This is a genomic window from Pseudomonas sp. TH07 (assembly GCF_016651285.1).
Lineage (GTDB): Bacteria > Pseudomonadota > Gammaproteobacteria > Pseudomonadales > Pseudomonadaceae > Aquipseudomonas.
In genome coordinates this window covers 6,608,377-6,629,829 of sequence record NZ_JAEKED010000001.1, presented here as the reverse complement: position 1 = coordinate 6,629,829, position 21,453 = coordinate 6,608,377, and the positions used below count along the sequence as shown (strand labels likewise).

The 21,453-nt window shown below is 61.6% G+C and carries 16 protein-coding genes; 6 read left to right on the top strand and 10 right to left on the bottom strand.

What is annotated here, in order from left to right; all coding sequences use genetic code 11:
- Position 1 precedes the first annotated feature (1 nt).
- Together JFU57_RS30260 and JFU57_RS30255 are read right to left on the bottom strand one after the other, a co-directional pair.
- On the bottom strand, positions 2-1,591 hold the full coding sequence (locus JFU57_RS30260; RefSeq protein ID WP_078473962.1) for a DHA2 family efflux MFS transporter permease subunit: 1,590 nt from the start codon (positions 1,589-1,591) through the stop codon (positions 2-4).
- The gene (locus tag JFU57_RS30255; RefSeq protein WP_201131794.1) at positions 1,588-2,718 is read right to left on the bottom strand and encodes an HlyD family secretion protein; all 1,131 of its coding nucleotides are present in this window, start codon (positions 2,716-2,718) and stop codon (positions 1,588-1,590) included. The genes JFU57_RS30260 and JFU57_RS30255 overlap by 4 nt, the downstream gene beginning before the upstream one ends.
- Positions 2,719-3,114: 396 nt before the next feature.
- Between JFU57_RS30255 and JFU57_RS30250 the strand changes: the two genes are divergently transcribed.
- The 3 genes from JFU57_RS30250 to JFU57_RS30240 all read left to right on the top strand — a co-directional run bounded on the left by JFU57_RS30250 (position 3,115) and on the right by JFU57_RS30240 (position 6,588).
- Positions 3,115-4,353 (top strand): MFS transporter, encoded by a 1,239-nt coding sequence (locus tag JFU57_RS30250; RefSeq protein ID WP_207202252.1) that lies wholly within the window; start codon positions 3,115-3,117, stop codon positions 4,351-4,353.
- A 139-nt stretch (positions 4,354-4,492) separates the two neighbouring features.
- The gene (locus JFU57_RS30245; RefSeq protein ID WP_020296873.1) at positions 4,493-5,566 is read left to right on the top strand and encodes an NAD(P)-dependent alcohol dehydrogenase; all 1,074 of its coding nucleotides are present in this window, start codon (positions 4,493-4,495) and stop codon (positions 5,564-5,566) included.
- A gap of 110 nt (positions 5,567-5,676) precedes the next feature.
- Complete coding sequence (locus JFU57_RS30240; protein ID WP_201131793.1) at positions 5,677-6,588, top strand: universal stress protein; 912 nt, start codon at positions 5,677-5,679, stop codon at positions 6,586-6,588.
- Between the two features lie 18 nt (positions 6,589-6,606).
- On the opposite strand, the gene JFU57_RS30235 is transcribed toward JFU57_RS30240, so the two are convergent.
- From JFU57_RS30235 to JFU57_RS30205, 7 genes are all read right to left on the bottom strand, one after another.
- Positions 6,607-8,694 carry a sensor domain-containing protein gene (locus JFU57_RS30235; protein ID WP_201132239.1) on the bottom strand — a complete coding sequence of 696 codons (2,088 nt, stop codon included), beginning with the start codon at positions 8,692-8,694 and terminating at the stop codon, positions 6,607-6,609.
- 255 nt (positions 8,695-8,949) lie between these two features.
- Positions 8,950-9,438, bottom strand: a complete 489-nt coding sequence (locus tag JFU57_RS30230; protein ID WP_078473966.1) for a copper chaperone PCu(A)C — start codon at positions 9,436-9,438, stop codon at positions 8,950-8,952.
- Complete coding sequence (locus tag JFU57_RS30225) at positions 9,438-10,043, bottom strand: SCO family protein (protein ID WP_020296877.1); 606 nt, start codon at positions 10,041-10,043, stop codon at positions 9,438-9,440. The genes JFU57_RS30230 and JFU57_RS30225 overlap by 1 nt, the downstream gene beginning before the upstream one ends.
- Positions 10,044-10,406: 363 nt before the next feature.
- Positions 10,407-12,008 carry a diguanylate cyclase domain-containing protein gene (locus JFU57_RS30220; protein ID WP_201131792.1) on the bottom strand — a complete coding sequence of 534 codons (1,602 nt, stop codon included), beginning with the start codon at positions 12,006-12,008 and terminating at the stop codon, positions 10,407-10,409.
- A 9-nt stretch (positions 12,009-12,017) separates the two neighbouring features.
- Positions 12,018-13,511: an ATPase domain-containing protein gene (locus JFU57_RS30215; RefSeq protein WP_201131791.1), complete on the bottom strand. Its 1,494-nt coding sequence runs from the start codon at positions 13,509-13,511 to the stop codon at positions 12,018-12,020.
- Positions 13,508-13,936, bottom strand: coding sequence for a hypothetical protein (locus tag JFU57_RS30210; RefSeq protein WP_242487377.1), 429 nt, complete (start codon positions 13,934-13,936; stop codon positions 13,508-13,510). Before JFU57_RS30210 ends, JFU57_RS30215 begins: the two co-directional genes overlap by 4 nt.
- 183 nt (positions 13,937-14,119) lie before the next feature.
- Positions 14,120-14,815 carry a Crp/Fnr family transcriptional regulator gene (locus JFU57_RS30205; protein ID WP_201131790.1) on the bottom strand — a complete coding sequence of 232 codons (696 nt, stop codon included), beginning with the start codon at positions 14,813-14,815 and terminating at the stop codon, positions 14,120-14,122.
- Positions 14,816-15,077: 262 nt separating this feature from the next.
- Here JFU57_RS30205 and JFU57_RS30200 point away from each other — a divergent pair, with 262 nt between their 5' ends.
- The 3 genes from JFU57_RS30200 to JFU57_RS30190 all read left to right on the top strand — a co-directional run bounded on the left by JFU57_RS30200 (position 15,078) and on the right by JFU57_RS30190 (position 20,311).
- Positions 15,078-17,819 carry a hypothetical protein gene (locus JFU57_RS30200; RefSeq protein WP_201131789.1) on the top strand — a complete coding sequence of 914 codons (2,742 nt, stop codon included), beginning with the start codon at positions 15,078-15,080 and terminating at the stop codon, positions 17,817-17,819.
- Positions 17,816-18,562 (top strand): hypothetical protein, encoded by a 747-nt coding sequence (locus JFU57_RS30195; RefSeq protein WP_201131788.1) that lies wholly within the window; start codon positions 17,816-17,818, stop codon positions 18,560-18,562. The genes JFU57_RS30200 and JFU57_RS30195 overlap by 4 nt, the downstream gene beginning before the upstream one ends.
- Before the next feature lie 1,071 nt (positions 18,563-19,633).
- Complete coding sequence (locus tag JFU57_RS30190; protein WP_201131787.1) at positions 19,634-20,311, top strand: hypothetical protein; 678 nt, start codon at positions 19,634-19,636, stop codon at positions 20,309-20,311.
- A 392-nt stretch (positions 20,312-20,703) separates the two neighbouring features.
- Here the strand turns inward: JFU57_RS30190 and JFU57_RS30185 are convergent, their stop codons facing one another.
- Positions 20,704-21,435 carry a Crp/Fnr family transcriptional regulator gene (locus JFU57_RS30185; protein WP_201131786.1) on the bottom strand — a complete coding sequence of 244 codons (732 nt, stop codon included), beginning with the start codon at positions 21,433-21,435 and terminating at the stop codon, positions 20,704-20,706.
- Positions 21,436-21,453: the final 18 nt, after the last annotated feature.

The window sequence follows — 21,453 nt, the reverse complement described above, 5'->3', positions numbered from 1 at the left end:
CTCAGTGATCGGCCACCGGGGCCGTGGGCGGTGCCACCTTGCGCATCAGCGGCACCATGGCAGTGGCGACGATAAAGCACAGCATGATCATCAAAAACGCATCGCCATAGGTTTGCGTCTGCGCCTCGCGGTAGGTCAGCAGCCACAGTTGATGCAGGCTGGCATTAAGCCCGGCGTCGCCGCCCAGGCTTTGGCTGGCGAAGTTGCCGCCGACCGTGGCCAGCCACTGGTTGAGCGCCTCGTTGCTGCTGTTCAGGTGCTCGGCGAGACGGGTGAAGTGCAGGTTGGTGCGGTCATTGAGGACGGTGGCGCAGGCTGCGATGCCGATCGCCCCGCCCAGGTTGCGCATCAGGTTGAACAGCCCCGAGGCATGTTTCAGCCGGGCCTGGGACAGGCCGCCGAGGGTCAGGGTCACCGCCGGCGGCACCGCCAGTTGCTGGGCAATGCCGCGCAGGGCCTGGGGCAGCAGCAGTTCGCGGGCGCCCCAGTCGTGGGTGATCGGGCTGAAGTCCCACATCGACAGGGCAAACAACCCCAGCCCGGTCATCATGATCCAGCGCAGGTCGAGACGGTTGGCGAGGAAGGCGTAGAGCGGGATCGCCAGGATCTGGAACACCCCCGTGGAAAACACCGCCATGCCGATGTCCAGGGCGCTGTAGCCACGGACCCGGCCGAGGAACAGCGGGGTCAGGTAAATGGTCGCGAACAGGCCGATGCCGGTGACGAACGAAAAGAAACAGCCGAGGGCGAAGTTGCGGTCCTTGAGCGCCCGCAGGTCGACAATTGGGTTGGCCACGTGCAGGGTCCGGCCGATAAACGCCAGCCCGGCCAGCCCGGAGATCCACGCCGTGCAGAGGATGGTGCTGTCGCTGAACCAGTTCCAGCGCGGGCCTTCCTCCAGGGTGTATTCCAGGCAGCCGAGAAACAGCGCGAGAAAGACCATGCTCAGGTAGTCGGCGCCCTTGAGCAGCGACAGCTCCGGCTGGTCGATCTTGACCAGCATCGGCACCGCCACGGCGACGAAAATCCCCGGCACCAGGTTGATGTAGAACAACCAGTGCCAGGATGAAACATCGGTGATCCAGCCACCAATCACCGGGCCCAGGGTCGGCGCCAGAGACGCCACTGCGCCGATGGTGGCGGCGGCAATCACCCGCTGCTTGCCGGTGAAGAAAAAGAACGCGGTGGTGAACACCAGGGGGATCATCGAGCCGCCGAGAAAGCCTTGCAGGGCGCGAAAGGCGATCATGCTCTGGATGTTCCAGGCCGCGCCGCAGAGCAGGCTGGCCAGGGTGAAGCCCACGGCCGAGGCGCAGAACAGCCAGCGTGTGGAGAACACCCGCGACAGCCAGCCGGACAGCGGGATCACGATGATCTCGGCAATCAGGTAGCTGGTCTGGACCCAGGCGGTTTCATCGGTGCCGGCCGACAGGCCGCCGCCGATATCCCGCAGCGACGCCGAGACGATCTGGATATCCAGCAGGGCGATAAACATGCCGATGCACATGCTGGCAAAGGCGAAGACCTTGGTCGCGGTGGCCATGCTCGCGGCATCGAAGGGCAACGCCGGAGCGGCGAGGGCGCGACTCATGGCGCGCTGGCCTGGGCCACGGCCGAGGTCGGCGCGGGGTCTTCATGCAGGGTGTTGACTGCCGCGTTCACCGACAGCCCAGGGCGCAGTTGGCCAAGCACGCCGTCCGCCGGGTCGAGGATCACCCGCACCGGCACCCGTTGCACGATCTTGGTGAAGTTGCCGGTGGCGTTTTCCGGTGGCAGCACGCTGAACTGCGCGCCGGTGGCCGGTGCCAGGCTGTCGAGGTGACCGTGGAATTCACGCCCGGGCAGCACGTCGGCACGAATCACCACCCGTTGGCCGGGGAGCATGTGTTCGAGCTGGTCTTCCTTGAAATTGGCGTCTACCCACAGGCCGCTGGCCGGCACCAGCGACAGCAGTTGCGAGCCGGCCTGGGCATAGGCGCCGGGACGCGCGCGGCGGTTGCCGATCACCCCGTCCACGGGCGCCCGCAGCTCGGTGTAGGCCAGGTTCAGGCGCGCCAGGTCGCGCTCGGCCCGGGCCTGCATCAACGCGGCGCGTGCCTGGAGTTTTTGCGTGGCAATCACCTGCAACTGGCGCTGGCTGGCCAGCAACTCAGCCTCGGCCCGGGCGTTCAGGGCCTGGGCGGTCTTGAACGTGGCATCGGCGCGCTGGGCGCTTTCCACCGACACCGCCGAGCTGCCCACCAGGCGTTTGTAGCGCGCATTGTCTTCCCGCGAGCGGCTCATCTCCGCCCCCGTGGCGTCGATCCCGGCCCGGGCCTGGCCAATCACCGCGTGCTGCAATTGCTCGGTGGCGTCGAGGTTGGCCAGCAGCGCTTCTTGGCCGGCCACCGCGCCTTCGGCCTTGTCCAGGTTGGCGCGGTTGTCCCGCGAATCCAGACGAATCAGCAGATCACCGGCCTGTACCCGCTGGTTATCGCTGACCAGCACCTGCTCGATATACCCGGCGACCTTGGGCCCGATCACCGTCACATCGCCGCCGATGTAGGCGTCGTCGGTGGTTTCGATAAAACGCCCGGCGCTCCACCAGTGCTCGGCGTACACCTCCAGCGCCACCAGGGCAGCCAGGCCCAGGGCGCCGAACAGCAGGGGTTTGCGTCGGCGCGCTGGGGCCGGTAGCGGGGTGATGGCGGTTTCGGTGGCGGCGGACAGGCTGGTCATGGGAGGGCATCCGAGGCTGAAATATTATGTGCGTAATATGATTCATGTAATATTTTCTAACAAGTACGGATTGCTGCCGATCATCCGGTTGTGGGACCCACCTATTGCCAGGCAAGCGTGCTGGGGCAGGCTCGGCGGTGTGCCGCAGCACAGGTTCATTACAAGTCATGGCCGTTACCAAACACCGCATGCCGGCCCGATGCGGCAGTGACAAACCCCCGACCCCGAACACCGCTTCAGGCGCTCAACCCGCTGTTAACCAATGATTTTTTAGCTTGTCGACGGTGAGCGTAGGGCGCTGGATTCGCTTGGTCGAAAACTTGCATATGGTTGTATATACATGATGGGGCGCGGGCGCGACCTCCAAGGGTCTCAGGCAGACGCAGGATCGACAGGATGAAATCCAGAGTATTTCCAGGGTGGTATGTAGTGGGTGCGGCGCATGTGCTGCTGACCCTGATTTTTGGCGCGGCGTACTCCTTTGGCGCGTTCTTCGTGCCCATTCAGGACAGCTTTGCCGTCGGGCGCTTTTCCGTGGCCTCGGTGTTTTCACTGACGGCGTTTATCTATTACGGCGCCGGGGTTTTTTCCGGGGCCCTGGCCGATCGCACCTCGCCCCGGGCCGTGGTGGGGGCCGGGGTGGCGTTGCTGGCCCTGGGTTTTTTCTTCAGCAGCTATGCGTCCGGCTCGTTGTCGCTGTTTATTGCCCTGTTCTGCTCGCTGGTCGGGCTGGGTGTCGGCCTGGTGTATGTGCCCCTGGTCGCGACCGTGCAGCGCTGGTTTGTCATCCAGCGCAACCAGGCGTCGGGCATCGCGCTGGCGGGCACCGGGGTCGGTACGTTTATCGGGCCGGTGGCGGCCGGTTTGCTGATGCAGCACCTGTCGTGGGAGTCGACGCTGCGCATCTTTGCCCTGGTGATAGCCCTGGTTGGCTTGCCTATGGCGCTGCTGGTCCGGCGCTCGCCCCAGGCCCTGGGCCTGTTGCCGGATGGCGCCAGGCCCGGCGTCGGCGCGCCGGGCCCGGGTGTTGGCACGTCTCAGGGCATGCGCCTGGGGGAAGCCCTCGGCACGGCGCGTTTCTGGTGTTACTTCGTGGCGATTTTCCTGGGTTCCGTGGGGCTGTTCAGCGCCCTGGTGCATATCAACCCTTATGCACGGGCGCTGGGCGTATCGAGCGCGCAGGCCAACCTGTTCATTGGCCTGATCGGCGTCGGCAATATTGCCGGGCGCCTGTTTTTAGGGCGCCTGGGTGACCGCATGGGCGCCCACCGCCTGCTGCTGGTACTGACCCTGATCCTGGGCGGGCTCAATGGGCTGTGGCTGGGCGCCCAGACCCCAGTGACCCTCGGCCTGTTCGCGCTGTTGTTCGGCCTGGCCAATGGCGGTTGCATCGCCCTCTATCCGTCTGTGGCGGCTGGCTGGTTCGGCACCGCAAACCTGGGGGCCATCCTCGGTGCGCTGTATGTCTCGGTGGGCATTGCGGCGTTGGCCGGAGGCAGTCTGGGCGGGCTGCTGTTCGATCTGTACCAGAGCTACAGTGCAACCATCGCCCTGGGCGCGTTGTGCGCTTTAGCCTCGGCGGCCTTTCTGCAACTCGCCGTTCGTCGCAATGGCAGCGCTCCGATCCACGCGTAAGCCCCGCAATAGAGCGCTGGGCAGGCTTCAGGGAGCATCCGCGGCTGTCAATCCGCGCTTTGTTGACCATGATCAACCCCTGGGTGGCGCCTGGGGCGCAGCCTGTAGTGATCGCTCAATCCAACAGGAGATCATGCTCATGGCCAAGATGAAGGCGGCGGTATTCGTCGAGAAAAACCGGATCGTGCTCGAAGACAAGACCATTCCCGAGGTCGGCCCGCTGGATGCGCTGGTGCGCATTACCACCACCACCATCTGCGGCACCGACGTGCACATCCTGCGCGGCGAATACCCGGTGGCCAAGGGCCTGACCATCGGCCACGAACCGGTGGGCATCATTGAACGCCTGGGTTCCCAGGTGCGCGGGTTCAGCGAGGGTCAGCGGGTGATTGCCGGCGCCATCACTCCCAGCGGCCAGAGTTTCGCTTGCCTCTGCGGCTGCGGCGCCCAGGATGGACCCGACACCCGCCACGGTTTCCGTGCCGCCGGCGGCTGGAAGTTCGGCAACACCATCGACGGCTGCCAGGCCGAATACGTGCTGGTGCCGGATGCCCTGGCCAACCTGTGCCCGATCCCCGATGGCCTCAGCGACGAACAGGTGCTGATGTGCCCGGACATTATGTCCACCGGGTTCTCCGGCGCCGAGCGCGGCGCGGTGGATATTGGCGACACGGTGGCGGTGTTCGCCCTAGGGCCGATCGGCCTGTGTGCGGTGGCCGGGGCGCGGCTCAAGGGCGCGACCACCATCATCGGCATCGACACCGTGGCCGAGCGCATGCAGGTCGCCCGTGGCCTGGGCGCGACCCATGTGGTGGATTTCAAAAACGGCGACGTGGTGCAGCAGATCATGGCCCTGACCCAGGGTCGTGGGGTGGACGTGGCCATCGAGGCGCTCGGCACCCAGGGCACCTTCGAATCGGCGCTGCGGGTGCTGCGCCCGGGCGGCACGCTGTCGAGCCTGGGGGTGTATTCCAGCGACCTGCATATCCCTCTCGATGCCTTTGCCGCCGGCCTCGGCGACCTGAGCATCGTCAGCACCCTGTGCCCGGGCGGCAAGGAGCGCATGCGGCGCTTGATGGAAGTGGTCGCCAGCGGCTGCGTCGACCTCTCGCCACTGGTCACCCACCGCTTCAAGCTGGATGACATCGAGGCCGCGTATGAACTCTTCGCCCATCAGCGCGATGGCGTCATGAAGATTGCCATTACCCCCTGAGTGGCGGATGACGCTCGGCGCGGCACTGGCTTGATGGAGATCAAGTGCCGCGCCGGCAGAGCGCTCACCATGGGCTCCATACCCGGCACTCAAGGTCATGGAGAGAAAAAATGAGCCAGTATCAGCGCCTGTTGATGATCGTCGACCCCGAGCAGCACCGCTCACCCGCCGCGCGGCGTGCCGCCGCCCTGGCCCTGGCCAGTGAGGCGAGCTTGCATGCGCTGATATTTGTCGAGCCGCCGCCGCGCATCCATCTGTGGGAAGAGCGCATGAGTGACGCGGCGCGCGAGCGTTACCTGCAACGGGCCGAACACTGGTTGCAGGTGGAGGCGCAGTGGATGCGCGAGCAGGGGGTCAAGGTCACCACCCAGGTGGTCTGGACCGCCGAGCCGCTCAAGGACATGTTGCAGTACGTCGCGGAGTTTCAGCCGGACCTGCTGATCAAGGATGTGGTGCTGGAATCGGCGCTGAAGCGCGCGTTCGTGACCCCCATCGATTGCCACCTGCTGCGCGAATGCCCGGTGCCGGTGCACCTGGTCAATCAGGTGGCCCATGCGCTGCCACGGCGCATCGTTGCCGCCGTCGACCCGGCCGATCCCGACACCCTGATCAGCGGCCACAACGGCCAGATCATCCAGACCGCCAATGCCCTGGCCCTGCAATGCGACGCGCAGTTGCACCTGCTGTACGCCTACGACCTGACTCCGGCCTTCAACCCCGAGGTGCCGATGACGGCGTCCGCCTGGGCCAGCAACATCATGGAAGAGTTGCGCGAATCCCTGCACCGCGCCTTTATCGCCCTGGCCGAGCAATACGGGGTGCCGCCCGAACAGCGGCATTTCGTCATGGGCCCGCCGGTGCCGACCATCGCCGAGTTCGTCGACGAGTTCCTGGTGGACGTGGTGGTCATGGGCACCGTGCACCGTAGCGGCTTTGGCCGGCTGATCGGCAGCACCACCGAGCGCGCGCTGTACTCGATGCCCGGCAGCGTGCTGGCGGTCAAGCCCCTGGGCCAGGGGTAGGCCCGGCCCGGCGCCGGGTCACGGCAGTTTCTTGCAGCGCTCCGCCGCCGGACGCGGGTGGCCGAACAGGTAGCCCTGGAAGTGCGAACAGCCTTCGGCCTGCAACTGGTTGAACTGTTCGTGGGTCTCCACACCTTCGGCGGTGGTTTTGATCAGCAGGCTGCTGCTCATCCCGGTGATGGCGCGGATGATCGACAGTGCCTCGCGGCTCTGGCCCATGTCCTTGACAAAGGATTTGTCGATCTTGATCCGGTCGAAGGGGAACGAGCGCAGGTAGCCCAGGGACGAATAGCCGGTGCCGAAGTCATCGAGGGCGATGCACACCCCCAATTCCTTGAGGGCCTGCAAGGTCCGCAGGTTGCCTTCGCTGTTGTCCAGCAGCACCGACTCGGTGATCTCCAGTTCCAGGCGCGACGGTGCCAGCCCCGAGTCGGCCAGGGCCAGTTGCACGATGCCCAGCAGATCGTTGTTCTTGAATTGGATCGGCGACAGGTTGACCGCCACCGATTGCTCGGTGGCCCAGCTCGCGGCTTCCTGGCAGGCCAGGTTCAGGGCGCGGGCGCCGATCTCGTGGATCAGCCCGGTTTCTTCGGCGATGGGGATAAAATCCATCGGCATGATCAGCCCCTTGCTCGGGTGCTGCCAGCGCATCAGGGCCTCGTAGCCGGAAATCTGCTGGTCGTGCTGGCCGATGATCGGCTGGTAATACAGCTGCAACTGCCCCAGGTGCAGGGCGGTGCGCAGGTCGGTCTCCATCACGCGGCGCCGGCGTGCCGCTTCATCCAGCTCGGCGCGGAACAGTTCATAGCGGTTGCGGCCGTTGCGCTTGGCTTCATACAGCGCCATGTCGGCGTAGCGCAGCAGTTGCTCCGGGGTGTTGTGGTCGTCGGGGGCGATGGCGATGCCCAGGCTCAGGCCCACGGCAAAGCTGTGGCCATCGATCAGGAAGGGCGGGGCGACTGCCTCGATCAAGCGGCGCGCGGTGCTCTGGGCGTCTTCGGCACTGGCGAGGTGGGGCAGGACAATGGCGAACTCATCGCCCCCCAGCCGCGCCAGGGTGTCCTGGTCGCGCAGCACGCCGCGCAGGCGCTGGCCCAGGGCCCGCAGCAGGCGATCGCCGAAGGCATGGCCCAGGGCGTCGTTGATGTTCTTGAAGTTGTCCAGGTCCAGGCACAGCGCCGCCGTCAGGTTCTGCCGCCGGCTGCCTTCCTTGAGGGCTTCGTCGAGGCAGGCATGGAACAGGGTGCGGTTGGGCAGGCCGGTAAGTTCGTCGTGGTGGGCCATGTGATGGATCTGGGCATGGGCGGCGATTTCATCGGTGACGTCATCGGCGATCTGCAACACATAGTTGCCACGGGCCTCGGTGCTTTTGCTGAGCAGGGTGCGGGTGCGCAGGGTGCGCGTGCCCGACTGGGTGTCCAGGCGATCTTCGGTCAGGTGCAGGCCGTCGTGGTGCAGGCAATGCTCGGTGAGGTGTTCGATATAGCCGGCGATGGCCGGCGCCATGCAGTCGCTGGCGGTGCGCCCGATCATGTGCCGGCGCTCGTTGCCGAACAGGCGTTCGGCCTGGGGATTGGCCAGCAGGATCTGCCGCGTGGCGACGTCCTGCACCATGACGCTGGACGGGATGTTGGAGATCACCGAATCGAGGAACATCGACAGCGAGGCCATTTTCTCGCTTTGGCTTTCCGCCAGTTCCTTGGCCTGCAGCAGGTCCATTTCATATTGGCGGCGTTCGGTGATGTCGCGGGTGATTTTGGCGAAGCCGACCAACTGCCCGTCATCGTCATGGATGGCATCGATCACCACGCGGGCCCAGAACGAGCTGCCGTCCTTGCGCCGGCGCCAGCCCTCGGCTTCGAAGCGCCCGGTGTCGCGGGCGGTATCCAGGTTCTGTTGCGGGGTCTGGGCAGCCTGTTCCATGGGGTCGTAAAACACCGAGAAATGCTCGCCGACGATTTCTTCCGAGGTGTAGCCCTTGGCCCGTTGGGCCCCGGCATTCCAGTTACAGACGATGCCGTCCGGGGTCAGCCTATAAATGGCGTAGTCGATCACGCTCTGTACCAGCAGGCGGTACATCACATCGGAGTTTTCTATCATCGTCAGGGTCTCGAAACGGGTATTGGCCAGACCGCTTACAGGGGCAACACACGCCTGCGGGTGGGGCTCAAAAAGAGGCCGCACTGAATAGCAAACAGGTTTTTGTCTGACAATGGTTCTTTAGTACAGGTTTTGTCGGGTTCAGCGCTGTACTTGAGGCTCGGGAGCAGGGCGGTCAGAGGGACGTGGCACCGGGCCGCACACAGCAAAACGGCCTTGATCCGGGAGGATTCAAGGCCGCTGGCATTACCCGATCAAGGCTCAGTGCTGCATGTGGTGCTCAGGCATGTTCAGCGCCCGGACCGGCGCCTGGAGCTGGATCGACTCCTGCTCGCCTTTGGCGTTCTGCACCGTCAGGGTCAGCGGCACCTGGTCGCCTTCCTTCACCTGGGCCACCAGGTCGATCAGCATCACGTGATAGCCGTGGGGGTCGAAGTTGACCGCCTTGCCGGCCGGCAGGTCCACCGCTTGCACGGCTTCCATGCGCATCACGTCGTTGTTCATGCTCGATTGGTGGATCTGCACGGTCTTGGCCACCGGCGATTGCACGCTCAGCAGTTTGCTGTCGCTGTCGGCGGTCAGGGTCATGAACGCGCCGGTGGCCTGCTGGCCGGGCACGGTGGCGCGGACCCAGGCGTCGTCGACCCGGGTCTGGGCCGACGCGTGCCAGGCCAGGCCCAGCAGCGAAAGAATGGCCACGGCCTGTTTGGCGCGGCGGGCAAAAGCAGGGTTACGAGGGGCGGGGTGCATCAGCAGACCTCCATCACGGTAAGCAGATCTTCCGCGCATTCCTGCGCGGTCAGGGAAGGGGACAGCCCCAGGCGCAGTACGCCGCGGGAGTCGAAGACAAAACTGGTGGCGCTGTGGGACAGGGTGTAGGTCGAGCCGCTGGGGATCTTTTCATAGAACACGCCGAACTCCTTGGCGGTCTCCGCGGTTTCTTCCAGGGTGCCGTACAGCGCCTCGAAACTGGGGTCGAAGGCCTTGACGTAGGCCTTGAGTACCTCGGGCGTATCGCGCTCCGGGTCCAGGGTGATGAAGATCACCTGCAGGCGATCACCGTCGCGCCCCATCAACTTCTTGGCCTGCACCGCCCGCGCCAGTGCCGTGGGGCAGACCGCCGGGCATTGGGTGAAGCCGAAGAAGACCATGGGCATCAGGCCCCGGTAGCTCGACAGCAGCTTCTGATTGCCGTCGGTGTCGCGCAGCTTGAAGGTCCGGCCGAGGATCTTGTCGCTCAAGTCCTTGCCGTACTTGTAGGAGAGTTTGCTGCTGCTGTCGCAGCCGGCGAGCAGGCCCAGGCCCAGCAGGCCCATGCCGGCAATCACTTTGCGGCGGGTGACTAAAACACTCATGCATTACTGCCCTTTGCCAAGGCTGGCAGTCGAAGAAGGCCAGGCGGTGGGTTTGTTTCAAGGCCGCGGATATTAACAAACCCCGGGCCGTTGGGGCGCCGGAGCACGACGACAGGTCACCGCGGCCCGCCCCCGAACCGCCACGCCAGGCCCTGGATCAACGCTGCGCCGGCAGTCCTCGCGACCACCTGAAAAACCGCGCAGGCACTGCTGTGGGCGGGCTGCACGCAGACCATGGAAAAACCGGCGGTGGGCAGATGCGGTTTGCGCAAGGCTGGCCCCATGCCTATTCCATGCGACATTGCGCCGCAGGCGCGCGGGCAGCGCCGCCGCTGACCCTGTAACCCCAGTAACTGTGGGGTTTCAGGCTTCGACTGTGCACCCCAGCAGCGGCAACTTGACCACGAACTGACTGCCCAGGCCCGGCCCGGCACTGTGGGCCGAGACGTGGCCGTCGTGGGCCAGCACCAGTTCGCGGACCACCGTCAGGCCGATGCCGAGCCCACCGCCATCGAACTTCATGGCGTGCACATCCTGCACATAGGGCTCGAAGATAAAAGGCAGCATGGCGGCCGAGATGCCGATCCCGGTGTCGCTGATGATGACTTCCACGGCCCCCTCGACGACATGCACCGAAAGCGCGATCTCACCTTCCAGCGGTGTGTACTTGGAGGCATTGCCCAACAGGTTGCCGAAGATCTGCGCCAGGCGCAGCGAGTCGCCGTTGACGGGGATTTCCTGTTTCGGCAGTTGCACCCTGATCTGCTGCCGGCGCAGTTCCATTGCCTCATGGCAGGTTTCCAGGGCCTCGGTGATGATCACGCCGAGGTCGATCGGCTGCCGGTCCAGGCGCAACTTGCCGGCACTGACCCGGGACACGTCCACCAGGTCTTCCACCAGCCGCGACATATGCCGCACCTGGCGCTCGATGATCGCCTGGATCCGCGGCAGCTCCTCATGCTTGAGGCGCAACAGCATGCCGGCCGTCAGGCTCAGCGGGGTCAAGGGGTTTCGCAGTTCATGGGCGACCTTGGCCAACAGGTCCTTCTGCTGCAGAAACGCCTGTTCGGCCCCCGATTGCAGCTGCTGGGCGCTGAGGGCGGCCATCACCAGCTGCTCGTTGGCCTCGCGCAATTGCCCGATATGCAGGTGTTCCGCTTCATTCCCACGCCGGTCGTGGCTGATGTCACCGAAAGGCGCTGGCAGGGCGATGCCCGGCAGCAGGTGTGGGTCGTGAAACTCGAAACCGCCGCTGCCCTGGCGCTTGGCCCGATACATGGCGGCGTCGGCCTGGTCGATCAGTTGCTGCGGGTGCTCGGCGTCATCGGGGTACAGGCAGATGCCGATGCTGACCTTCAGGCTCAACTCGTGCTGGCCGACGTGGTACGGCGTACTCAGGGAACTGATGATTTTTTCCACGACCCGGGTCGCATCGGCCTTGCGCGACACGTTATTGAGCAGGATCAGGAACTCGTCGCCGCCGTAGCGGCTCACGGTGTCGGTCTCGCGAACCGAGGCCTTGAGGCACTGCGCGACTTGCTTGAGCATCGCATCGCCTACCCCATGGCCAAGGCGATCGTTGATCACCTTGAAGTCGTTGAGGTCGAGAAACAGCAGGGCAAAGCCATCACCCAGGCGCACTGCGTTGGCGATGGCGTGTTCGATGCGGGTGAGCAATTGCCGGCGGTTGGGCAGGTTGGTCAGGTCATCGATGCCGATCGAGTGGGAGATCTCGTGCAGCGCCTTGGCCGCCGTCTGCGCCTCGTCCTGAGCCCGCAGCAGGCGGATCACCAGTTCCTGGTTGGCCTCCAGCAACGTATTCGCCGGGCCGCGCTGCGCCTGCACCACCTCATCCTGCAGGCGTGCCAGGGTCGCCCGCACTTCCAGCGTCTGCACCCGCAACTGCGCCAGCTCTTGCTGAGCGGCAGTCAGTGAGCGCGGGTTATCGCTGCGGGCATCGTTCATAAGTGCCGCTCACTGCTCAGGGAGGCTGTGCAGGGGCAAGGGCACGTCCACCGCCGATTTGCGCGATGGCCGGCCACCCAGCAACCCTTCACGGTCGGGCAGCATCTGGCCGATGCGGATCCCGCGGTCATCGATGTCATACAGACGCAACTGGTCGGAGTGAGTGCTGGCCCGCACCTTGACCACTGCCATCACCCGCAGCAGGCGGCTGTCGACCTCGATGTAGCGCTGGACGATGATGGCGTCGGTCATGAAGGCCGTGCCGTAGGGGCTGAAGCGCAAATCGGTGTAGCGGTCTTCCAGTTCCGAGGTCATCAGCACGCTGACCCCGGCCTGGGCCATGGCGCTGACCAGGCGCGACAGCGACTCGCGAAAGTCCTCGCGGAAGGTCGGCGCCAGGGCCAGCTCGAACCCGGACAGCGAATCGATCACCACCCGGGTTGCCTTGAGCCGATGGATCTCGTCCAGCAGCAGGTGGACGATCTCATCGATCGACAGGTCCGGCGCGCGGCTGTCCACCAGACCAACCTGGCCCGACTCGATCAACTGCATCAGGCCCGGGTTATGGGAGCGATTGGGGTGTTGTTCGAACACCGCGATCACCCCGGTCTCGCCCCGGCGCGCGCCTTCGGCAAGGAAGGTCGCGGCCAGGATGCTCTTGCCCGAGCCGGACGGGCCGGCCACCAGCAGTGAATAACCTCGGGGCAGGCCGCCGCCGAGCATCTCGTCGAGGCCCGGCACGCCCATCGGCAGGCGCTCGCTCAACGGCTGCGGGCTCAGTGCCCCGGGTGCCGGGCTGTGACAGGCGCTCGGGGAGAAGATCTTCACCCCGGCCTGGCTGATGCGAAAACTGTGCAGGCCGGGCAGGGTCGGCTGGCCGCGCATCTTCATGATTTCCATCTTGCGCACCATGGAGTTGCGCTGGACGCTCTGGCGCAGCCAGATCAGGCCGTCGGCCACGGTGAAGATCGGGTTGGTGTCGGTCTCGGTGAAGTACTCGCCAATCAGGAAGGTGGTGGCCTGCCAGGTGGTCATCAACATGCCCAGCTGTTGCACGAACTGCGGCAGGTTGTTGTTGGGGTTGTCCTGGGTGCGGCTGGCCAGCACCACCGAACGGAACGAGTCGACGAACACCAGCGCCGGGCCATGGGCCTCGACTTCGGCGACGATGCGCCGCAGCACTTCGTCCAGGTCGCCGGCCAGGGTGTCGTCCGCCAGGTTGATGTAGCGCACCGAATGGTTGACCGACTCGCTGTCGAAAAAGTCGAACTGCTGCTGGTAGCGTAGCATCTTCAGCGGCGGCTCGCCGAGCACGGTGAAGTACAGCGCCGGGCGTTCCGGCGTGGCCAGGGCGAACATCATCTGGTGGGCCAGAGTGGTCTTGCCGCAGCCTGGGGGACCGGCGATCAGGTTGAAGGAGAACTCCGGCAGCCCGCCGCCCAGTACTTCATCCAGGCCTGGAACCCCGGTAGCCAGGCGGTTGATTGTCACTTTGCTGCTCATGGCGAAATGTCCTGCGGGGCTGTACCGCTAAAAGAGTGTTCCCACACAGAACGAAGCAGACGTTCGGTGAGCGAGGGGCCGACCAGGGTGGCGAGCAACTCGTTGAACGTGGTCAGGAGCGTGACGCTGGCGGTGAAGGTGTCGGCGCTGTGTTGCCCAGCCAGAAACTGCTCCAGCGGCGCCAGCTCCATCATGCTGTGCACGTTTTCAAGCACCGCCGTCAGGCCGTCGCAGCCGGGCGTGCAGAGGAACAGGCTGCGCCTGTAGAGGGCGGCGACTCCGCGCTGGCCGATGATAGGCGTCAGGGCGGCGTCCATAGCCTGCAGGGTCGACACCGTGGCGGCGGCGACCTGCGGGGCACTCGGACTCTCCCCGGCACGCCGGGTCAGCGATTCCGTGATCCGGCGCTTGTCTTCGCTTTCCATGGGCTTGGTTCACTAAAATTGTTGGGGCCAGGCGGTGTGTCGCGACCAGTGCCGGCGAGGCATCAAGGCCTGTGCCGTATACCTGTCGCGACAGTCTGGAGGGGCGCCCGGGTCTTGTCTGTCTGTTAGCGCACATAGTGGCACTGCGATTGCCTGGACCTTGTCCAGAATCGGGCAATGGGCCTACGGCGTTTGTCGATTCAGCGTGGCGTAGCACTCGCAGGCGGCCGCTTCCAGCCCCGTGCGGTCGAGGATGGTGATCTCGCCACGGCTGTAGCGGATCAGCTTCCGCTGCTGCAAGACCCCGGCGGCCACGGTCACGCCGCTGCGCCGCACACCGAGCATATTGCCGAGGAACTCATGGGTCAGGTGGAAATGGTCGGCGTGGGCGCGGTCGTGAATCATCAGCAGCCACAGCGCCAGGCGCGGCTCGATTTCATGAAAGTGCGTGCACACCGCCGTTTGCGACAGTTGCAGCAGCAGGCGATACAGGCTGCGATCCAGCGCCGCGCGCAACAGCGGGTTGGCGGCCAGGGCCAGGGGCAACTGGCCCAGGCCCATGCGCAGGCAACTACCGGCGCCCTGGACCACCGCGCGCAACGGCGCCGTCTCGACCCCCAGCAGCACACTGGCCCCAAGCACCCCCTCGTTGCCGGTCAGGCCCATCTCCAGCGGCGGGTGGCCGCGCAGGGACGCCACCAGGGAGATAAACGCGGTCTGCGGAAAATACAGGTGCTCCAGCGGCTGGCGTGCCTCGCACAAAACCTTGCCGAAACTCAGCTCCACGGTTTCGCAATGGGCCAGCACACTCAGGCGCTGCCCCGGGGGCAAACCCTGGATCAGCTGATTGTGTGCGCTGCGGATCACGGTGGCTGGCATGCGAAGGTCCTGTAGCGCATCAGGTAGCAGAGGATGAGTGGTGATGCAGTGTGGGCAACATCCGGCAGCGGGTCTGTTCGCTACAGCACAGAGTGTGGCGAAGAGGGGAAGGCCAAAAGACCGGCGGCTGAGTTTCAGACTCACCTTATAGCCCCGCTCTCGATCCGGGCCTTAGATTCCCGCAGCCGGGACCAGCTCGCACGCCTATGGCGAGAGCTGGGTCTGGCAGTTCACCCGTTGAACCCGTTGGAGCACATCAAGGATGACCGTTGCCCCCAAACCCACCTCGCGAATGGGCTACCCCTTCAACGCCAAGGACGGCAAAGCCTTTGCGGATGTCCAGGACGCCTACGCCGGGTTGGCGCTTGCGGACGGTGGCCATTTCCCCCTGGGCAACAATGGCCACTTTCACGGCGGCATCCATTTCGACCGTGGCACGGCCAACGTGTTTGCCACCGAGGAGGGGGTGCAATGCGTGGCCGACGGAGAGATCGTCGCCTACCGAATCGATGAGCATTACCCGGATGCCACGCCGGTGGCCGATACACCTCTGAAGGCCGGTGCCGAACCGCTCGCTAATGCCGATGAAGGTCAAGAAGCCCAGGCCACGGCTGTGTTGCGACCTTACTCCACCGGCTTTGTCCTGGTCCGTCACCGTCTGCAAGCACCCCCTCTGCCGGCCCCCGCCAGCGACGACGATTTAGCGTCAGCCACCGTCGAACCCGACTACGGCACCCGACTGGCAACCCGAGCCCACGGCCCCACCGTCGGTTGGCTGCCGCTGTACGCACGCGTCGCACTGATGGAACTGCAAAACGGCTGGGCCAAGGTCCGCATCCAGCCGCCCTCGGCCGCCACCTGGACACGCGAACCCGTGGCTGAGCCCTGGCTCCCCCTCTACAGCCTGGACCGCCTGCCCACAACCTTGCCCAATCGCTGGTTTGGCGGCGAGCCGCCGATCGCAACCGTCGTGCTCGGCAGCCAACCCAAGCCGCAGCCCCCGATGTGCAAGCCCGCCGCCGTCATATCGCCGCCGGAGCTTGTCCTGTACAGCCTTTATATGCACCTGGCCGATGGCGCGAGCTACCAGGCAACCCCCGACCGAACGCCCAAGTGGTGGCCCAAAAAACGGCACCGCGCCGGCCTGAAGACCAAAAACCAGTGGACCCTGAACGACCAACTGATTGAGGGGCTAACGGTCAGGGCGCTGGATAGCAGCACCGAACTGGGAATACTGGTCCGCGGCTCAGTGATCGAAATCGAGCCCATGGCAGGGAATGATAAATGGGGCCTGGTCCGGCGCATTGTCGAGGGCGGTATTGCCACCCAACCGGACGGCGTTCAAATCACTGAGCTGCCGGTTCCGGGTCGGGTGTATCTGGAGGAGTTGGACGCGTTCAGCGCACCCGCCGCCTTCGACAACATCGAGATCCCTGCGCCACCGATTCCGCTCAGCATGGGCGAGGTCATCGGCCACCTGGGCCAGCAAGTCTCCAGCTCCGACACCTTGCTGGCCAACCAGCCGGCCACGCGCCCCATGCTGCACCTGGAAATCTTCAGCGCCGAGGATGTGCCGCGCTTTCTGCTCGACAGCCGCCGTTACGCCGAAAACCTGCCGAAACAGCACTGGACCCTGGTGCGGCTGCGCCAGGGCGACCCGATCAAAGCCGAACCCAGAGACGATGCCCCCTCGGTCATCGACCTGGCGACAGACTGGACCACGGGCATCACCCGCCACACCACCGTGCAGCAGGATGACCACCAGCAGAGCTGGGTCAATGTCCAAGTCCTGGCAGCAGACGGCTCCATCGTCCACGGCTGGGCCAAAGACACCGACCGCCGCCTGACCCCCTGGCATTGGCCCGGCTTCGACGTCGTCGACGCCGCCAGTAACCAAGCCGGAACCTGGTGGGACGGCACCGCCAGCGCCTTCGTCGACTTCCTCAGAGGCGGCCAGCGACCCGAAGAAACCCCATTCTTCAAACACATCCGCCAACTCATGGGCTTGAACAACCAGGGCGAACTCAGTGAAGAAAACCTGGACGCCGCCTTGCAGAACCGAGCGCTTGCAAAGCGCCTGGGAGGCTTGATTGCCTATCACACCAGCGAATGGCACGTCCCGTCCTGGGCCGGCAAGTACGGCGTGATCTCCGAGATCGCGGTCAAGCTCGGCAAGTGGGCCATGGACAATGTGAAAGCGGAAAAGAACTGCGTAATGAAATTACGTTGGTGGGGGGAGGTGGCCGCGGATGTTGGGTTGCCAGAGGGGGCGAAGGTTTATCACTTTCATCCGATTGGGTTGGTGGGAAGACTTGCGACTCCAGACGCAATGGTGACTTATCGCATTTACCAGAGCACAGGTCTTATTGAGCGCTTAGTCCCTGTTGGGCTCGAAGCCGAAAGAATGAAAGATGCAAGGTATATTTATATTTCATCCGATAATAAGGAGCATGACTTTGGTGTTTTTATCGGTCAGAAGGCAGTGCGCTGGATAAAGAAAGGAATAGCGGGAACTGATTTCATATATTTGATGGATGTCGCCACGCTTGGGGCCAATCCTGCTAGTCACTTTGGGTTTCGGTTTGTTGATACAAGTAGAAGGTTTTTAAATCAAACAGCGCTCGCTGCGTTGATCGGAGCCTTGATGGAGGTTGGATATGATGATGTTGCGTCAACGGGCTTCAGTGACGTAGATGGGACGCCCGGAGAAAGTGTATCTCATATAAATGGAGAAAATGGAGATTTCAAATTTATGCGGCTTGATAATAACTGGAGTGTCTCAACTCATCTTAACGTGGCAAATGATGTGAGCTTCCTGGATGAAGAAAGGCAGAATAGCCTTAATGAGGCGCTATTTAAGTTTGGTTGGAGGACGCATTACGCATGGAAATATACAAAAAATGGGACGCAGAAGCTTCTGTCGCGCACTGTTCACTATCCAGGGCATTACCATCATCTTCATGTGGCGGGCTTTTCTCCAAAATTAAAAGAGATCAAGCAGTGAATATTAAAATGTTCATCTCGATAGCTTTTTTTACATTGCTCCTAGGGGGGGAGGTGAGGGCTTATGCTGCTCTTGTACCAACTGGTGATGAAGCTGAATTGTGTGCGGATAGTCTGAGGCGCAACGCAACAATAGCCAATGATGATGGGTTTTCAATAAGCACCTTCAGGCTGTTTAAAAGTTATCCGCCGTTGGGCTCTCAAAGCGAATCTGATGATTCAGATAGAGAGGGCAGTTATAAGATTACTAACGCATTGCCACTTTCCATTCACTGTCTTTCGTCTAAGATGTATGAGTTCAAAGTGCGTGGTGAAGTTGGATTGAAGGAAGGTGTTAATAAGGACTTGAAGCCAATTTCTGTGCGGTTGTTGGGCGGGAGTTATTATGTCGTATTTATCAGGGATGGCTATTTTGTTGGCGATGGCGAGGGGCGCGAGCTTGTGGCCAGTATTGCGGTGTATAACTCCGCAGGCGAGCTTGTAAGGAAAATGGATCGAATTTCGTCATGGCGAGATTATGAGGGAAGCTTGGTTTTACTTGAGGCGTGCGTAGCGGGAAACGGCATGTTGCTACGAGAGTTAAATATTGATCCAAATGTTAGGTCCAAGGTGGGTGATATCATTAGTTATAGCACTCCCATTCTGTTGTTGGATCAAGTGTTATACCCGGTAGGGGGCGGTTATTCGTTGCAGGGCGATGGTGGGGGAGTTAAGTGTGATTGGAGTAACTACTTGATTCGCTAGAGGTGATCTATAGGCTGCAGATTTAGCGCAGGCGAGAAGTATTATCTATTTAAATGAAATCTCCTTCGGCTGGTTGTGGCTTGAATAAATCTAGCGAGCTAAGTGAAGCAATAATTGGATGCTGCCTTAGAAGATTAATTGATAAAAGGGGCCGCTGATAGTGGTGAGTTCTCTGAGGTTGGAGATCTTGTGTTTGATATTTTATTAACGCGCTTGAGGCTGAGGCATGAGTTGGGTGCGGCGTAGAGTGTTTTTTAGTGCTGTTTTATTTTTCTTTGCATATGACAACTCATGTGCGGAGTTTGTTGAGCCAATGAGGGATGGAAAGAATTCCGAGTCCCTCCCTTTGCTTGTAAATAGTTTGAGTGTTGAGCGCAATCGTTCTGTAATAAGTCACTCATCGTTGATGCTGCAAATAAGAGGGTTTACAAGAAATAATCATGGTTTCATGTTTGATGTGGATTCAAGGGTGAAACTCTCTGTGACGAGTAGAGTGGTTTCTGGGTTTCAACAGAATCCACCAAGTTCAGTAAGACTCAAGGATGGAACCCAAATTATATGGGGGTGGCAAGAGGGGCAGGCAGAAGTTCAGTCAATTGCCATATTTGACGAAGGCGACAAGCTTAAGCTCGTAGGGGGCGCGACAAATATTCCAAGAATATTCAGTTGGCGCTCACAGAAAGGAATTAAGACCATGGCGGAGTTCGATGCATTACTGGTAAGGCGCCAAGCGTTACATATAGGAAGTCCAATGCTGGTGCTATTCGTTGAGACTCAATCTGACGCGGACAGATACTCCCCGCTTGCTGCGCGTTGGCTTCAGGCAAATCTCCTCGGATTTAACGCTCAGTGTAATAGTCCAACCTATGCTGAAATCTGTGCTCTTGCAGATAACATAACCGTTCCTATAGTTGTTCGGACGGCGAGGTGTAGCGCTGAGAAAATGTCGCGTTCTAGTTGTACTCTCCAATCTTCAGAGTCGAGTAAAAGCACGCTTTCGCTCGATATTTTCACGCAGTAGCTTCAGGTGGAGATCGATTTTTTGACTACTCAAGGGAGTTAGCAATCGAAATGTCGGTGATCTCTAATAAAATATTAAAATATGCATTTATCTGTATGGCCGCTATCTGGAGTGGAGTGGGTCTTTGTAATGAGTTGTTGAGGGGTGAAGGGAATGGTTCAAAATATAATGCAGTTTGCAATAGGGGTGGCGAATGCTCTGTGGAAATAACCGCACTTTCGGTTAAGTTGAATAAAGCGTGCGAATCCCCCCGTATCTCCATGTCATGGAATAAAAGAGCAGAAAATCTTTATTTGATAAGCTGTGACTGCGAATGTACTTCGCACGACAATTCAGGCTGGATAGTTCAGCTCGAAGCCGTAGGTCGAAAACCATCAGCAAAAAACGTCCCTCTAGGGAGAGGTGTTACGATTGAGGAACTTGAGAGGTCTTCTGGAAAAATTCATGATATCTACTCATCGCACCCGATGTGCGAACCGATCGATCGGAAAGCATTGCGCAATAGCATATTTGCAAGCCTCTTTAAACAACCGACCACTATTGGGGCTAATCCTTACTGTTATTCTGTTGTATATATTGGTAAAAATAATTCTGTTCCCCTGATGTTTACTGGAAATGAAAAATTAAGGAAGCATATTAAAGAGTTTGAAGTTGGCGTGGTGTCCAGCAGGGAAATGCAAGAGGAGGTTGAGCGTGTCTCTCGTTTTATTAGGGATAATAAACATTGATGTTTGTCGGGAAGTTGAGGGGGTAAATTTCTGTTGTGTTCTATAACTAATGTCATCAGTTCAGGAGGCTGGCTTTATAGGGTATTCGGTCAGCTCTAAATTCCTATGCGTTATATTTTTTGGTACCAGCGTTTGGGGTTGAGCTGCGGCCCTATGTAACTCTTAAATAAAATCGCCCTTAACTGATTGTTGGACTTGAGCAAGCAAAACGAACCTGCACGCTTAACACAATTATTCTAACCACCTCAGTTTGTACCTGCCCCGCTCGTGGCAATGTTCACCCCATTTCCCGCAGCTATTGAAAACCTCCCCGATGCTGCAAAGAACCCCGATCTTCCACCCACACAACACTGCGCCCCAGGCGCAAGGTGCGCTCCCACAGCACCGAGCCCCTAACCGCCCAAACGGTGGGCCGGCAAATAGGGCAGCAGGCGTGCGGTTTCGTTGCGCACTACGGCGTAGCACTCGCAGCTCAGTTGTTCGAGCTGGGGCCGGTCGATCACGGTGATGTGGCCTCGGCTGTACTCGATCACTCCCAGGCGTTGCAGCTTGCCGGCGGCTTCGGTGACGCCCTCGCGGCGCACGCCGAGCATGTTGGCGATCAGTTCCTGGGTCATGATCAGTTGGTTGCCGGGCAGGCGGTCGAGGGACAGGAGCAGCCAGCGGCACAGTTGCTGGTCGATGGAGTGGTGGCGGTTGCAGACGGCGGTCTGGGCCATCTGGGTGATCAGCGACTGGGTGTAGCGCAGCATCAGCAGGAGCATTTCGCCGTGGCGGTTGAACTCGTCCTTGAGCCGTTGCCCGGGCAGGCGAAAGGCGTGTCCCGGGCTTTGCACAATGGCCCGACTCGGGGTGCTTTCGCCGCCCATGAACAATGACACGCCCACCAGCCCTTCGTTGCCGACCACGGCGATTTCCGCCGAGGCACCGCTTTCCATCACATACAACAGGGACACGATGGCGTCGGTGGGAAAGTACACGTAGCGCGGGACGTCCCCCGATTCGTACAGGACCTTGCCCAGGGGCAGGGCGATCTGCTCCAGGTCGGGGATCAGGCGCTGCTTGACCGGCTCCGGGAGCGCGGCCAGCAGGTAGTTCTGGTGTGGCTTGTGTACATCCAGCATATGCAGCGCCACCTTTTA

What these genes read in the sequence shown, in the direction of transcription:
- JFU57_RS30240 (WP_201131793.1), top strand. Translation starts at nt 5,677, where the DNA reads ATGAGCCAGTATCAGCGCCTGTTGATGATCGTCGACCCCGAGCAGCAC.
- JFU57_RS30185 (WP_201131786.1), bottom strand. Translation starts at nt 21,435, where the DNA reads ATGCTGGATGTACACAAGCCACACCAGAACTACCTGCTGGCCGCGCTC.
- JFU57_RS30200 (WP_201131789.1), top strand. Translation starts at nt 15,078, where the DNA reads ATGACCGTTGCCCCCAAACCCACCTCGCGAATGGGCTACCCCTTCAAC.
- JFU57_RS30225 (WP_020296877.1), bottom strand. Translation starts at nt 10,043, where the DNA reads ATGAGTGTTTTAGTCACCCGCCGCAAAGTGATTGCCGGCATGGGCCTG.
- JFU57_RS30210 (WP_242487377.1), bottom strand. Translation starts at nt 13,936, where the DNA reads ATGGAAAGCGAAGACAAGCGCCGGATCACGGAATCGCTGACCCGGCGT.
- JFU57_RS30250 (WP_207202252.1), top strand. Translation starts at nt 3,115, where the DNA reads ATGAAATCCAGAGTATTTCCAGGGTGGTATGTAGTGGGTGCGGCGCAT.
- JFU57_RS30230 (WP_078473966.1), bottom strand. Translation starts at nt 9,438, where the DNA reads ATGCACCCCGCCCCTCGTAACCCTGCTTTTGCCCGCCGCGCCAAACAG.
- JFU57_RS30205 (WP_201131790.1), bottom strand. Translation starts at nt 14,815, where the DNA reads ATGCCAGCCACCGTGATCCGCAGCGCACACAATCAGCTGATCCAGGGT.
- JFU57_RS30260 (WP_078473962.1), bottom strand. Translation starts at nt 1,591, where the DNA reads ATGAGTCGCGCCCTCGCCGCTCCGGCGTTGCCCTTCGATGCCGCGAGC.
- JFU57_RS30220 (WP_201131792.1), bottom strand. Translation starts at nt 12,008, where the DNA reads ATGAACGATGCCCGCAGCGATAACCCGCGCTCACTGACTGCCGCTCAG.
- JFU57_RS30245 (WP_020296873.1), top strand. Translation starts at nt 4,493, where the DNA reads ATGGCCAAGATGAAGGCGGCGGTATTCGTCGAGAAAAACCGGATCGTG.
- JFU57_RS30215 (WP_201131791.1), bottom strand. Translation starts at nt 13,511, where the DNA reads ATGAGCAGCAAAGTGACAATCAACCGCCTGGCTACCGGGGTTCCAGGC.
- JFU57_RS30190 (WP_201131787.1), top strand. Translation starts at nt 19,634, where the DNA reads ATGTCGGTGATCTCTAATAAAATATTAAAATATGCATTTATCTGTATG.
- JFU57_RS30255 (WP_201131794.1), bottom strand. Translation starts at nt 2,718, where the DNA reads ATGACCAGCCTGTCCGCCGCCACCGAAACCGCCATCACCCCGCTACCG.